The 12,855-nt window shown below is 73.1% G+C and carries 9 protein-coding genes; 5 read left to right on the top strand and 4 right to left on the bottom strand.

Annotation, left to right across the window (positions count from 1 at the left end; all coding sequences use genetic code 11):
- Positions 1-243: 243 nt before the first annotated feature.
- On the bottom strand, positions 244-1,341 hold the full coding sequence (recA, locus tag AB0C33_RS25150; protein WP_358291900.1) for a recombinase RecA: 1,098 nt from the start codon (positions 1,339-1,341) through the stop codon (positions 244-246).
- Between the two features lie 681 nt (positions 1,342-2,022).
- On the opposite strand from recA, the gene AB0C33_RS25145 reads away from it, so the two are divergent.
- The gene (locus AB0C33_RS25145; protein WP_358291898.1) at positions 2,023-2,289 is read left to right on the top strand and encodes a hypothetical protein; all 267 of its coding nucleotides are present in this window, start codon (positions 2,023-2,025) and stop codon (positions 2,287-2,289) included.
- 28 nt (positions 2,290-2,317) lie between these two features.
- Here AB0C33_RS25145 and AB0C33_RS25140 read toward each other — a convergent pair whose 3' ends face one another.
- Both AB0C33_RS25140 and AB0C33_RS25135 read right to left on the bottom strand, forming a co-directional pair.
- Entirely contained in the window at positions 2,318-2,512 is a 195-nt protein-coding gene (locus AB0C33_RS25140; RefSeq protein ID WP_352352391.1) for a DUF3046 domain-containing protein, read from the bottom strand.
- A gap of 252 nt (positions 2,513-2,764) precedes the next feature.
- Positions 2,765-3,151, bottom strand: a complete 387-nt coding sequence (locus AB0C33_RS25135; protein WP_352352390.1) for a VOC family protein — start codon at positions 3,149-3,151, stop codon at positions 2,765-2,767.
- A gap of 191 nt (positions 3,152-3,342) precedes the next feature.
- Here AB0C33_RS25135 and AB0C33_RS25130 point away from each other — a divergent pair, with 191 nt between their 5' ends.
- The 4 genes from AB0C33_RS25130 to AB0C33_RS25115 all read left to right on the top strand — a co-directional run bounded on the left by AB0C33_RS25130 (position 3,343) and on the right by AB0C33_RS25115 (position 11,730).
- Positions 3,343-8,130, top strand: a complete 4,788-nt coding sequence (locus AB0C33_RS25130; RefSeq protein ID WP_358291896.1) for an ATP-dependent helicase — start codon at positions 3,343-3,345, stop codon at positions 8,128-8,130.
- A gap of 57 nt (positions 8,131-8,187) precedes the next feature.
- A complete protein-coding gene (locus tag AB0C33_RS25125; RefSeq protein WP_358291895.1) occupies positions 8,188-8,865 on the top strand; it encodes a GntR family transcriptional regulator in 678 nt (225 codons plus the stop codon).
- A gap of 125 nt (positions 8,866-8,990) precedes the next feature.
- Positions 8,991-10,805 carry a gamma-glutamyltransferase family protein gene (locus AB0C33_RS25120; RefSeq protein WP_358292766.1) on the top strand — a complete coding sequence of 605 codons (1,815 nt, stop codon included), beginning with the start codon at positions 8,991-8,993 and terminating at the stop codon, positions 10,803-10,805.
- Between the two features lie 178 nt (positions 10,806-10,983).
- Positions 10,984-11,730: a sulfite exporter TauE/SafE family protein gene (locus tag AB0C33_RS25115; protein ID WP_358291893.1), complete on the top strand. Its 747-nt coding sequence runs from the start codon at positions 10,984-10,986 to the stop codon at positions 11,728-11,730.
- Positions 11,731-11,750: 20 nt separating this feature from the next.
- Here AB0C33_RS25115 and AB0C33_RS25110 read toward each other — a convergent pair whose 3' ends face one another.
- Positions 11,751-12,836, bottom strand: coding sequence for a glutamate--cysteine ligase (locus AB0C33_RS25110; RefSeq protein ID WP_358291891.1), 1,086 nt, complete (start codon positions 12,834-12,836; stop codon positions 11,751-11,753).
- Between the last annotated feature and the right edge of the window lie 19 nt (positions 12,837-12,855).

Raw genomic sequence — 12,855 nt, 5'->3', positions numbered from 1 at the left:
CCGGACGGCCGGTAGCCCGGGTCACCGGCTCGGGGGTGGTGGCCCCGGACATCGACTCGGCCGGGGTGGCCCAGGTCGGCGACCCGGGGGTGGTGGAGGTGGACGTCGGGTCGGAGGGGGTGGCCCGGGGGCCGCGGGGTCCGCGCTTTCTGCGCTCCCCCGAGGCGGGGAGGTCGGGCCATGCGCCCCAGTCCTGGGAACGGGGCGCCTGCGACGGATCCCTGTCACTCATGCGCCGACCGATCAGACGTCACCCGGCTTGGGGGTGGACTTCGAGCCACGACCCGAGGGCGCGGCGGCGGGAGCCGGGACGGCGGCGGCGGCGGGCTCGGCGGGCGTGTCGAGCTTCGGACCGACCCCGAGCTTGTCCTTGATCTTCTTCTCGATCTCGTTGGCCATGTCGGGGTGGTTCTTCAGGAAGTTGCGCGCGTTCTCCTTGCCCTGGCCCAGCTGGTCGCCCTCGTACGTGTACCAGGCGCCCGACTTGCGGACGAAGCCGTGCTCGACGCCCATGTCGATGAGGCCGCCCTCGCGGGAGATGCCCACGCCGTAGAGGATGTCGAAGTCGGCGACGCGGAAGGGCGGGGCCATCTTGTTCTTGACGACCTTGACCCGGGTGCGGTTGCCGACCGCCTCCGTGCCGTCCTTCAGGGTCTCGATGCGGCGGATGTCCATGCGGACGGAGGCGTAGAACTTGAGCGCCTTACCACCGGTCGTGGTCTCGGGGCTGCCGAACATGACGCCGATCTTCTCGCGGAGCTGGTTGATGAAGATCGCGGTGGTGCCGGTGCTGTTGAGCGCGCCGGCGACCTTGCGCAGGGCCTGGGACATGAGGCGGGCCTGGAGGCCGACGTGACTGTCGCCCATCTCGCCCTCGATCTCGGCCTTGGGCACCAGGGCGGCCACCGAGTCGATGACGATGATGTCGACCGCGCCGGACCTGATCAGCATGTCGGCGATCTCGAGCGCCTGCTCACCGGTGTCGGGCTGGGAGACCAGCAGGGCGTCGGTGTCGACGCCCAGCTTCTTGGCGTATTCGGGGTCAAGGGCGTGTTCGGCGTCGATGAACGCCGCGATGCCGCCGGCCCGCTGGGCGTTGGCCACCGCGTGCAGGGCGACCGTGGTCTTGCCCGAGGACTCGGGGCCGTAGATCTCGACGATGCGCCCACGCGGGAGGCCGCCGATGCCGAGGGCCACGTCAAGGGAGATCGACCCGGTGGGGATCACCTCGATGGGGGCTCGGGCGTCGTCGCCCAGTCGCATGACGGAGCCCTTGCCGAACTGCCGCTCGATCTGAGCGAGCGCGGTCTCGAGGGCCTTCTCGCGGTCGTTGATAGCCATGGGAGCTCCCTCTGGAGGGTCGTGGTCCGATCAGTCGAGTGAAAGCTACGGCCTGCCACCGACATTTTCTGAGACGGTCGGGGAAGGCGTGGCCGGGTTCGGCAGGTTCATCGTAGCCGAACGGCTGTTCGATCACATCACGAACACGCTGCTGGGATGCATGCGGCGTGTTCAGAGGAGGGCGAGGCCGATGCTCGGACGTCGCTCGCGTTCATGGTGGTTGCCGGCCGATTGGCCGTGGGGTCTGCCCGGGGGGTCACGGCCGTGGGATCGGGCGCGGCGGGCGGAGGTGACGGGGTGCCCCCGCATGGGCGGCTGCCTGGGTCCGGGTCCGACGAACGCCTGTCCCTCGCGGACGAGCGACATCTGACCCCTCCGGGAAAACGCGGCTCCGGCCGTCCCGGAGAACACGAATCCGGCCCGTCCCGAAGAACGCGGACCTGGACCGTCCCGGAGAACGCGGACCTGGACCGTCCCGAAGGATGCGGATCGCCGCGTGGGGAGACGTCACGGACGCTCTCCCCACCGACGCGGAGAGCACGGGCACCGGGGCCAGGGGGGCACCGGGGACACGTGGGGCGAGGGCGTTCGCGATCTCCCGCGCGGGTTGCCGCCGACGTGTTGTCATACGCCGTGAGCTGGGGAGACTCCCATGCAGGGGATTGGCTGGGAGGCGGCGAAGTGGCGAGTGGCTACACCGGGGAACGACGCACCCTTCTGGAGGCGCTCGCCGAGTTGCTGCCCCATCAGGGGCTGGTCAGCCGCATGGTCGGCGGTGACGATCCGGTGCTGTGGGTGTGGCATCCGCGCACGCGCCGCCAGACGATCATCTTCGCCACCCCCTCCAGCGGGGGCTGGACGTTGTTGTGGTCGCCGGGCGGCCAGGGCAGCGCGGACGACCTGGAGGCCACGGCGGACGCGCTTCGCCGGACGCTGGGCTCGACGTAGCCCGGGACGGAACGTCCCCGACCCGGGTTCAGCGCAGCCCGGGCGAGACGTCCTCCACCTGGCACACGGCCCGCCACACGGTCTTGGCGCTCTCGCCGTCGGCCAGCGCCTGGATGACGGTACGGCCGCCCAGCGGGGCGATCACGTAGTCGCGGGCCCACGACTCGGCATAGGTCTCGCCGAAATGGACGTTCATCCGTCTCCAGAACTCGGTCAGGCGCATGGACCAAGTATGGAATCGCGTCAGGTGTGGGTAAGACATCCGCATGCCAAAGACCCCCAAGTCTTCACCCCCGAAGACCGCCAGGACCAAGGCCAACAGGGCGCGGCGCCGCCGGCTGTTACTCGCGATGCGGCAGGCCGTCCAGAAGGAGAAGGGACAGCGATCGGAGCGGCACGCGGGAATCAGGCGGGAGCCGCGTGCGGGCAGCCCGCGTACGCGCAGGGCGTCACGGCGCTGAGCCGGGACGAACCGTCACAGAACTCGCGCACCGTACATCTCACCGAGATGGTCGGCGAGCAGCTCCAGGCGGGCGCCGTCGGGGTCCTTGAAGTAGATGGAGGCGCCGCTCTCGATCTGGTGCGGCACGCCGGCCATCTCCAGCTTGCCGCGCAGCCGCTCCCAGGTGGCGGGGTCGACGGAGATCGCCACGTGGTGCAGCCCGCCGAGCACCTCCTGGTACGGGCCGAGGTCGAGCCCCGGGAAGTCGAAGAACGCGAGCAGGTTGCCGTTGCCGATGTCGAAGAAGAAGTGGCTCGAACCCTTGTAGTCGCGGTTCTCGATGATCTCCGTCAGCGGGAACTCCAGCAGTTCCTGGTAGAACTTGATGGTCCGCTCCACATCGGACGACAACATGGCCACGTGGTGCAGGCCACGGGCGCTGCTCGACGGCCGGTGCGGTAAGGCGTACTGGCTTCTCAACTGTGCGCGTCGGGTCTCGACGGCGGCATAATCAATGGTCACGGTCGCTGTATGTCCGCCTTGCCCCCCGCTCAACCACCCGGCGCCGCTCGAATGCGTTTTCTGTCGGTGGCGCGAGGCAGTATGTGCTGGTGAGCTCGCTAGACCACTTCACCCAGGTGACCAGGCAATGGTTCGCCGGCGCCTTCCAGGCGCCCACGGCAGCCCAGGAGGGCGCGTGGGAGTCGATCGCGCGCGGCGACAACACGCTGGTCGTCGCCCCCACGGGGTCGGGCAAGACGCTGGCGGCGTTCCTGTGGTCGCTCGACCGGCTCGCGGCGCGGGCGGCCGATCAGGCACCGGGCGAAGGCGTCGCGAAGGGGCACAAGCCGGGCACGCGCGTGCTCTACGTGTCGCCGCTCAAGGCGCTGGCCGTCGACGTCGAGCGCAACCTGCGCGCGCCGCTGGCCGGGCTCAGGCAGACGGCGCGCCGGCTCGGGCTGCCGGTGCCGGAGATCTCGGTGGCGATCCGCTCCGGCGACACCCCGGCCGAGGAGCGCAGGCGGTTCGCCGCCAAGCCCTCCGACATCCTGATCACCACTCCCGAGTCGCTGTTCCTGCTGCTCACCAGCCAGGCGCGCGACGCGCTGCGCGACGTCGAGACGGTGATCGTCGACGAGGTGCACGCGGTCGCGGCCACCAAGCGCGGCGCCCATCTGGCGCTCAGCCTGGAGCGGCTCGACGCGCTGCTGGAGCGTCCGGCCCAGCGGGTGGGGCTGTCGGCGACCGTGCGGCCGGTGAGCGAGGTGGCGGCCTTCCTCGGCGGCACGCGTCCGGCGACGGTGGTGCAGCCGCCGTCCGACAAGCGCATCGAGATCGAGGTCGTCGTCCCGGTCGAGGACATGACGGAGATGGCGGGGGCGCCCGATCCCGAGCAGGTCGAGCCGTCGTCCAGCCGGTCGATCTGGCCCCATGTGGAAGACCGCCTGTTCGACCTGATCGAGTCCCACAGCTCGACGATCGTGTTCGCCAACTCCAGGCGGCTGGCCGAGCGGCTGTGCACCCGGCTCAACGAGCTGGCCTACACGCGGCGGCAGGGCCCGGAGGCGATCGACCTGTCGATCTGGGAGACGCCGCCGCAGGGCCAGGAGCCGTCGCCGGACGACCAGGAACCCCCGCCGTCCAGGCGCATGCCCGCCGAGACGATGGCGCAGGCGGGGGCGAGCAAGGGCGTGGTGAGCGAGATCGTCCGGGCCCATCACGGCTCGGTGTCGAAGGAGGAGCGGGCCCAGATCGAGGAGGCGCTCAAGTCGGGGCGGCTGCCCGCCGTGGTCGCCACCTCCAGCCTGGAGCTGGGCATCGACATGGGCGCGGTCGACCTGGTGGCGTGCGTGGAGGCCCCGCCGAGCGTGGCCAGCGGGCTGCAGCGCATCGGCCGGGCCGGCCACCAGGTGGGCGCGGTCTCCCGAGGGGTGATCTTCCCCAAGTACCGGGGCGACCTCGTCCAGACGGCCGTGGTGGCCGAGCGCATGCGCGGCGGGCAGATCGAGGAGTTGCGCTACCCGCGTAACCCGCTCGACGTGCTGGCCCAGCAGATCGTGGCCATGACCGCGCTCGACGAGTGGACCGTCGACGAGCTGGAGACCGTGGTCAAGCGGGCCGCCCCCTACGCCACCCTGCCGCGCAGCGCGCTGGAGGCGACGCTCGACATGCTGGCCGGCCGCTACCCGAGCGAGGAGTTCGCCGAGCTGCGGCCGCGCATCGTCTGGGACCGCGTCACCGGCGCTCTCCAGGGGCGGCCCGGCGCGCAGCGGCTGGCCGTGACCAACGGCGGCACGATCCCCGACCGCGGCCTGTTCGGGGTGTTCCTCGTGGGTGAGAAGGCGTCCCGGGTGGGCGAGCTCGACGAGGAGATGGTCTACGAGTCGCGGGTGGGCGACGTGTTCGTGCTGGGCGCGACGTCGTGGCGGATCGAGGACATCACGGCCGACCGGGTGCTGGTCTCGCCCGCTCCCGGCCAGCCGGGGAAGCTGCCGTTCTGGCACGGCGACACGGCCGGGCGTCCGGCCGAGCTGGGCCGGGCGATCGGGCAGTTCCTGCGGGAGCAGGCCAAACAGGGTTCCACCGACCGCATCAGGGAGGCGGGGCTCGACGAGTTCGCCGCGAGCAACCTGCTGGCCTACCTCGACGAGCAGCGCGAGGCCACGGGCTACGTGCCCGACGACCGTACTCTGCTGGTCGAGCGCTTCCACGACGAGCTGGGCGACTGGCGGGTGGTGATCCACTCCCCCTACGGCGCGCGGGTGCACGCGCCCTGGGCGCTGGCGATCAACCGGCGGCTGCGCGAGCGTTACGGCATCGACGTGCAGGCCGTGCACTCCGACGACGGCATCGTGCTGCGCATCCCCGACACGCTGGCCGAGCCGCCCACCGACGTGGCGGCGTTCGACGCCGAGGAGATCGAGCAGATCGTCACCGAGGAGCTGGGCGGGTCGGCGATGTTCGCCTCCCGGTTCAGGGAGTGCGCGGGGCGGGCGCTGCTGCTGCCGCGCCGCGTGCCGGGCCGGCGCAGCCCGCTGTGGCAGCAGCGCCAGCGGGCCGCCCATCTGCTGGGCGTGGCCTCCCAGTACGCCTCGTTCCCGATCGTGCTGGAGACGATGCGCGAGTGCCTCCAGGACGTGTTCGACGTGCCGGGGCTGGTCCAGCTCATGCGCGACATCGCGGCCCGGCGGATCCGGGTGGTGGAGGTCGAGACGTCGCAGGCCTCGCCGTTCGCCGCGTCGCTGCTGTTCCACTACGTCGGCGCGTTCATGTACGAGGGCGACGCGCCGCTGGCCGAACGCCGCGCGCAGGCCCTGGCGCTGGACACCACGCTGCTGGCCGAGCTGCTCGGCCAGGCCGATCTGCGCGAGTTGCTCGACCCCGACGTGATCGTGAGCAGCGAGCGCGAGCTGGCCCGGCTCGACCGGCCGCTGCGCGACGCCGAAGACCTGGCCGACCTGCTGCGTTCGCACGGGCCGCTGCTGACGCCCGACGTGAGCGTGCGCGGCGGCGACCCGTCCTGGCTGGAGGAGCTCGAACGCGCGCGCCGGGCCATCCGCGTGCGCATCGCGGGCGAGGAGCAGTGGGCGGCCGTGGAGGACGCCGCCCGGCTGCGCGACGCGCTCGGCGTGCCGCTGCCCGTGGGGGTGCCGCACGTGTTCCTGGAGCCGGTGCCCGACCCGCTGGCCGACCTGGTGGCCCGGCACGCCCGCACCCGCGGGCCCTTCCACGCAGGCACCGCCGCCGCCAGGTTCGGGCTCGGCGCGGCCGTGGTGACCGACGCGCTGCGGCGGCTGGCCGCCTCGGGGCGCGTGGTGAACGGCGAGTTCCGGCCGGGCGGCCGAGGCGAGGAGTGGTGCGACGCCGGGGTGCTGCGGATGTTGCGCCGCAGGTCGCTGGCCCGGCTGCGCAAAGAGGTCGAGCCGGTCGCGCCCGAGACGCTGGCCCGCTTCCTGCCCGCCTGGCACGGCATCACCGGTTCTGGCACGTCGTCCGACGGTTCACGGGCGGGGGCGGCCCGGGCCATGGACGCGCTGGTGCGATCCGTCGAGCAGCTCCAGGGGGCCGCGGTGCCGGCGTCCGCGTTGGAGACGCTGGTGCTGCCCTCGCGGGTGCCCGGCTACCATCCGGCGCTGCTCGACGAGCTGACCTCGTCGGGCGAGGTGATGTGGGTGGGGCAGGGGTCGTTGCCCGGCGGCGACGGATGGGTGTCGCTCTACTTCGCCGACACCGCGCCGCTGCTGCTGCCCGACCCGGCCGAGATCACGATGACCCCGCTGCACGAGCGCGTGCTCGACCTGCTGGGCGGCGGGGGCGCGCTGTTCTTCCGCGGCATCTCCGACCAGCTCGGGGCCCAGGGCGGGGCGCTCGACGACGCGACGCTGGTCTCGGCGTTGTGGGATCTGGTGTGGTCGGGCCGGGTCTCCGGCGACACGCTCGCGCCGCTGCGGGCCACGCTGGGCACCGGGCGTCCGGCGCACCGGCCCGCCACGACGCGGCGGCGCCGGGCCGTGCTGCCGTCGAGGAGCGGGCCGCCGACCGTGGCCGGGCGGTGGTGGCTGCTGCCCGGTCCGGCCGACGACGCGACGCAGCGGGCGCACGCGCAGGCCGAGGTGCTGCTCGAACGGCACGGCGTGGTGACGCGCGGGGCGGTGACCTCCGAACGGCTGCCCGGCGGGTTCACGCCCGTCTACCAGGTGCTTCGCGCCTATGAGGAGAGCGGGCGGTGCCGCCGGGGGTACTTCGTCGAAGGGCTGGGGGGTGCGCAGTTCGCGCTGGCGGGCGCGGTCGACCGGATGCGCGCCATGACCCCGAGCGTCGCACCGACCGGCGGTGGGCCGGGCGAGGGCTTTGGTTCGCCGCCCGAGATCCCCGCCTGGGAGACCGGCCGGCCCGGCGGCGGGGGGTTCGGTCCCCCCGGCGGGGGGTTCGGTGGTGGAGAGGGTGGCCGGAGCTCACGGCCCGGAGGCGGCGGGTTCGGCCAGGGCGGCGAGGCCGGGATGCCTGGTCAAGGCGGCCGGAGCGGGGCCGGGCGGCGGGCCGTGGTGCTGGCCGCCGCCGACCCGGCCAGTCCGTACGGGGCCGCGCTGCCCTGGCCGCAACGTCCCGGCGACGTCGGGCACAAGCCGGGCAGGAAGGCGGGCGCGCTGGTCGTGCTCGTGGACGGCTACCTCGTCCTGTACGTGGAGCGGGGCGGCAAGACGTTGTTGTCGTTCGCCGACGACGAGCGGCTGCAACCGGCGGTCGACGCGCTGGCGCTGGCCGTACGCGACGGGGCGCTCGGCAAGCTGACGGTGGAGCGGGCCGACGGCACGTCCATCGTGGAATCGCCGCTGGCGGCCGCCCTGGAGGCGGCCGGGTTCCATCCGACCCCCCGGGGGCTGCGCCTACGCGCCTGACCAGTCGGTGGTGGTGGCGGTCGGCCGCCCGCGGATTTGTATACGATGGGCGGCCATATGGCTGATGTGATGCGGGGCGCGGGGCGTACGACGCTGCTGGGCGAGGTCACCGAGGAGCTGCGTCGTCGCATCCTGTCCGGTGAGCTGGCGCAGGGAGAGCGGCTGGTCGAGGATCGGCTGGCTGCGCTGCTCGGCGTGTCGCGCAACCCCGTGCGCGAGTCCATCCGGGTGCTGGCGGCCGAGGGGTTCGTCGAGGTCGTCCCGCGGGTCGGCGCGACGGTCGCGCGGCTGACGGCCGAGGAGGGCGAGGAGCTCTTCGACGTGCGCATGGCGGTCGAGGGCCTGGCCGCCCGGCTGGCGGCGCGCAAACGCAGCCCCGAGGCCGTCGCGCGGCTGCGCCGGATCCTCGACGCGGCCAGGGAGGCCGTGGAGGCCGGGCGACCGGCGGAGGTGGCCGAGCTCAACACCGCCTTCCACCTGGCCGTGGGCGAGGCGGCGGGCAACTCCTACCTCAACCTGATGATGAGGCCCATGGTGCTGCGGGCGCAGTGGGTCTTCAGCCAGACCGCCGCCGCCCGGGGGCCGCACTCCTGGACGGAACACCTGAGCCTGTGCGAGGCCATCGCGGCGGGCGACGAGGACGAGGCCCAGGCCAGGGCGGTCGCGCACGTCGCCGCCGCCCGCCGGTCGTTCCTCGCGGCCGTGCCCCGTACGGCGAACCAGCCGATCGACTAGACAGGCGGCAACCGGTACCCCGCAGCACGGGTGAGACGCACGGATTGTATACAGTCTCCTGAACCGTCCCCCCGGAGGAGAGACCGTTGTTCACCACCAGACCCGAGCTGACGGGCGACTTCGGCATGGTCGCCAGCACCCACTGGCTGGCCTCGGCGGCCGGGATGGGCGTGCTGGAGCGCGGCGGCAACGCCTTCGACGCGGCGGTGACGGCCGGGTTCGTGCTCCAGGTCGCCGAACCGCACCTGAACGGCCCCGGCGGCGAGGTGCCGATCCTGCTGTGGAGCGAGGAGGAGCAGAAGGTCTCGGCGGTGTGCGGCCAGGGCGTGGCCCCCGCCGCCGCGACCGTCGAGCGCTTCGCCGCGATGGGGCTGGACGTCGTCCCCGGCACGGGTCTGCTGGCCGCGACGGTGCCGGGCGCGTTCGGCGGCTGGATGTTGCTGCTGGAGCGCTGGGGCACCTGGTCGCTGGCCGAGGTGCTGGCCCCGGCGATCCACTACGCCGAGCGCGGCGTGCCGGTGCTCGACCGGATCGCCGCCACGATCGGCACGGTCGAGGAGCTGTTCAGGCACGACTGGCCCACGTCGGCGGCCACCTGGCTGCCGGACGGCCGGGTGCCCGCACCGGGTTCGAGGCTAACCAACCCGGTGCTCGCGGCGACCTACCGCAGGCTGGTCGCCGAGGCCGAGGACGCCTCGGCCACCCGCGAAGGTCAGCTCGCCGCCGCCCGGCATGCCTGGTACGAGGGTTTCGTCGCCGAGGCCGTCGCCGATTTCAGCACCGGCACCGCCTGGCGGGACAGCTCGGGCGAGGTCCACGGCGGCCTGCTCACCGGGGACGACCTGGCCCGCTGGTCCGCCACGGTCGAGGAGCCGGTGAGCTTCGACTACCGCGGGCACACCGTGTACAAGACGGGACCTTGGGGGCAGGGGCCGGTCTTCCTGCAGCAGCTCGCCCTGCTGTCCGGGTTCGACCTCGACGCCGCCGGCTTCCTGAACGCCGACTACGTGCACGTGGTGACCGAGGCGGCCAAGCTCGCCTTCGCCGACCGCGAAGCCTGGTACGGCGACGCGGACGTCCCCATGGCGGACCTGCTGAGCGCGGCGTACAACGAAGAGCGGCGGCGGCTGATCGGGACCGAGGCCAGCCTGGAGCTGCGGCCGGGCGCGCCCGGCGGCCGGGAGCCGCGGCTGCCGGTCCTCCCGCCCGGCACGGCGGCCCTCTCCCCCGCGATTCCGGCGCCCGTTCGTCCGGGCATCGGCGAGCCGACGGTCGCCCGCCACGACGCACCGCCGACCGGCCGCCCGCGCACTCTGACCGGCGCCGGTGAGCAGACGGTGACGCCGGACGGCGCGGTGCGGGGCGACACCTGTCACGTGGACGTCGTGGACCGGTTCGGGAACATGGTCTCGGCCACGCCCAGCGGCGGCTGGCTGCAGAGCTCCCCCACGATCCCCGAGCTCGGCTTCTGCCTGGGCACCAGGGCGCAGATGTTCTGGCTGCAGGAGGGGCTGCCCGCCTCGCTGCGGCCCGGCGCGCGCCCGCGCACCACGCTGTCGCCGTCGTTCGCCACCCGGGACGGCAGGCCGTGGCTGGCGTTCGGCACGCCGGGCGGCGACCAGCAAGACCAGTGGAGTGTCAACTTCTTCCTGGCCGTCGTGCACGGGCGGCTGAACCTCCAGGAGGCGATCGAGGCGCCCATGTTCCATTCCGCGCACTTCCCCAGCTCGTTCTTCCCGCGTGGCTCGCGTCCCGGGGTGTTGCACGTCGAGGAGCGGCTGGACCCGGGGGTGGTGGCCGAGCTGCGGCGGCGCGGTCACGAGGTCGAGGTCGAGGGCCCGTGGTCGCTCGGCAGGCTCAGCGCGGTGGCCCGCGACGGCGCCTTCCTGCGGGCCGCCGCCAACCCCCGCGGCGCCCAGGGCTACGCGGCGGGCCGATGACCGGCAACCGCACGCCCCGCCTGAACGCGAGGACGCCCCCCGACCGCACGTCCCGCCCCAAGGCCGGGACCACCACCGACCGCACGTCCCGCCTGAACGCGAGAACCACCACCGACCGCACGCCCCGACCCACGGCGGGGACCACCACCGATCGCGCGTCGCGGCTGGGGGTGGGGTGGTGACGGTTGGGGAGCTGGTTTTTCTGGTGGGGGCCGGGTTGCTGGCGGGGGCGGTCAACGCGCTGGCCGGGGGCGGCACGCTGATCTCCTTCCCGGCGCTGGTGGCGTTCGGCTACCCGGGCGTCACCGCGTCGGTGACCAACGCGGTGGCCCTGTGGCCCGGCTACCTGGGCGGCGTCGTCGGCTACCGCGCCGAGCTGCGCGGGCAGCGGCGCAGGGTGACGGCGCTGTCGGCCGCCACCGTGGCGGGCTCCGTGGCGGGCTGTTCGCTGCTGCTGCTCACGCCGGGCCGGCTGTTCGACTCGCTGGTGCCGTGGCTGGTGACCTTCGCCAGCCTCGCGCTGCTGGCCCAGCCGTGGCTCAAGGACCGCTTCGGCGGCGCGGCCGGGCAGCCTCCGAGCAGGCTGGTGTACGCCGGGGTGTTCCTGGGCGGCTGCTACGGCGCCTACTTCAACGGCGGGATGGGCGTGCTGCTGCTGGCCGTGCTCGGCATGTTCCTGCACGACGACCTGCACCGGGTCAACGCCGTACGGGCCGCGTTGTCGCTGGTCGTCAGTACGGTGTCGGTGGTGGCGTTCGCGCTGTTCGGCCCGGTGGAGTGGCAGGCCGTGGCGGTGGTGGCGCCGGCCAGCCTGGCGGGTGGCTTCCTCGGCACCCGCGTGGCCCGGCTCATGCCGCCGAACGTGCTGCGCGGCGTCGTCGTGACCTTCGGCCTCGGCGTGGCGGCGGTGCTCGCGCTGCGGTGAAGCTGCGTCGAACGGGCGGTTCAGGCGACGGTGGCCTCGATCAGGTCATCGACCACGTCGGTCAGGTCGTTGCCCCGGGCGTGCACGCGCCGCTGGCGCACCGCCCCGGAGCCCTTGCTCAGCAGCCGTTCCAGGCCCTCTTCGATGAAGGTCAGGTCGCCGGCCTCGGCCAGCGCAGCGCTCACGTGGCCGAACAGGCGGCGGGCCATCACCGTGGCGGGCACGAGCGTTCCGTGCCGCACGTCGAGGCTGTCGCCGACCAGGCCGTCCCGGGCGGCCCGCCAGTAGGCGGCCCGCAGCACCTCCGACGGGATCGGCAGCCCGCGGTCGCCGCGCGCCACCTCCCGCAACGCGGTCACGACCAGGGCCCGGATCAGGCCGATGATCGTCAGGCTGTCACTCACGTCGAGCGGCACGTCGGCCACTCTGATCTCGACCGTCGGCAGCCTCGGCGACGGACGGGTGTCCCAGAAGACCGTCTTGGGGTCCATCAGCGCGCCCGACTCCGACAGCGCACGCAGCGCCAGTTCGTAGTCGCCGAACGTCGGGAAGTACGGCGGCGCCCCGGACACCGGCCACCGCCCCCAGCTGATCACCCGCCAGGACGCGTAGCCGGTGTCGCGGCCCACGAAGAACGGCGAGTTGGCGGCCAGCGCGATCAGCGTCGGCAGCCAGGGTCTGAGATGGTTGCCGACGTAGACGGCGATCTCCTCGTCCGGTACGTCGACGTGCACGTGCAGCGCGCAGATGCTGATCTCGTCCTGCAACGCCCGGTAGAGCTCCTTGCCCTGCTGATAGCGGTGGTCGTCGGTGAGCGGCGGCGGCATGACGTTGCCGAGCACCGGGATGCCGCTGGCCACGACCGCCAGGCCGCAGGACCGGGCCGCCTCGGACACCTCCTTCCGTGCTGCCCGGAGCTGGGAGCCCAGCTCACTGAGGTCGGCGGAGGGCGGCGTACGGGCCTCCACCTGGAAACGGGTGATCTCGTGGGCCACGTCGAGCATGTCCGTCGCGGCGGCCAGGACCTCGGCCGCCCGGGGGGACACGTGGCGGGTGCGGGGATCGACGACGAGGTATTCCTCTTCGATCCCGATCAACGGAACCATGCACACCTCGCTGGGGGAG

The organism is Nonomuraea sp. NPDC048881, assembly GCF_040649795.1.
Lineage (GTDB): Bacteria > Actinomycetota > Actinomycetes > Streptosporangiales > Streptosporangiaceae > Nonomuraea.
The sequence above is the reverse complement of the archived record's forward strand: the minus strand, read 5'-3'. Positions and strand labels throughout refer to the sequence as shown.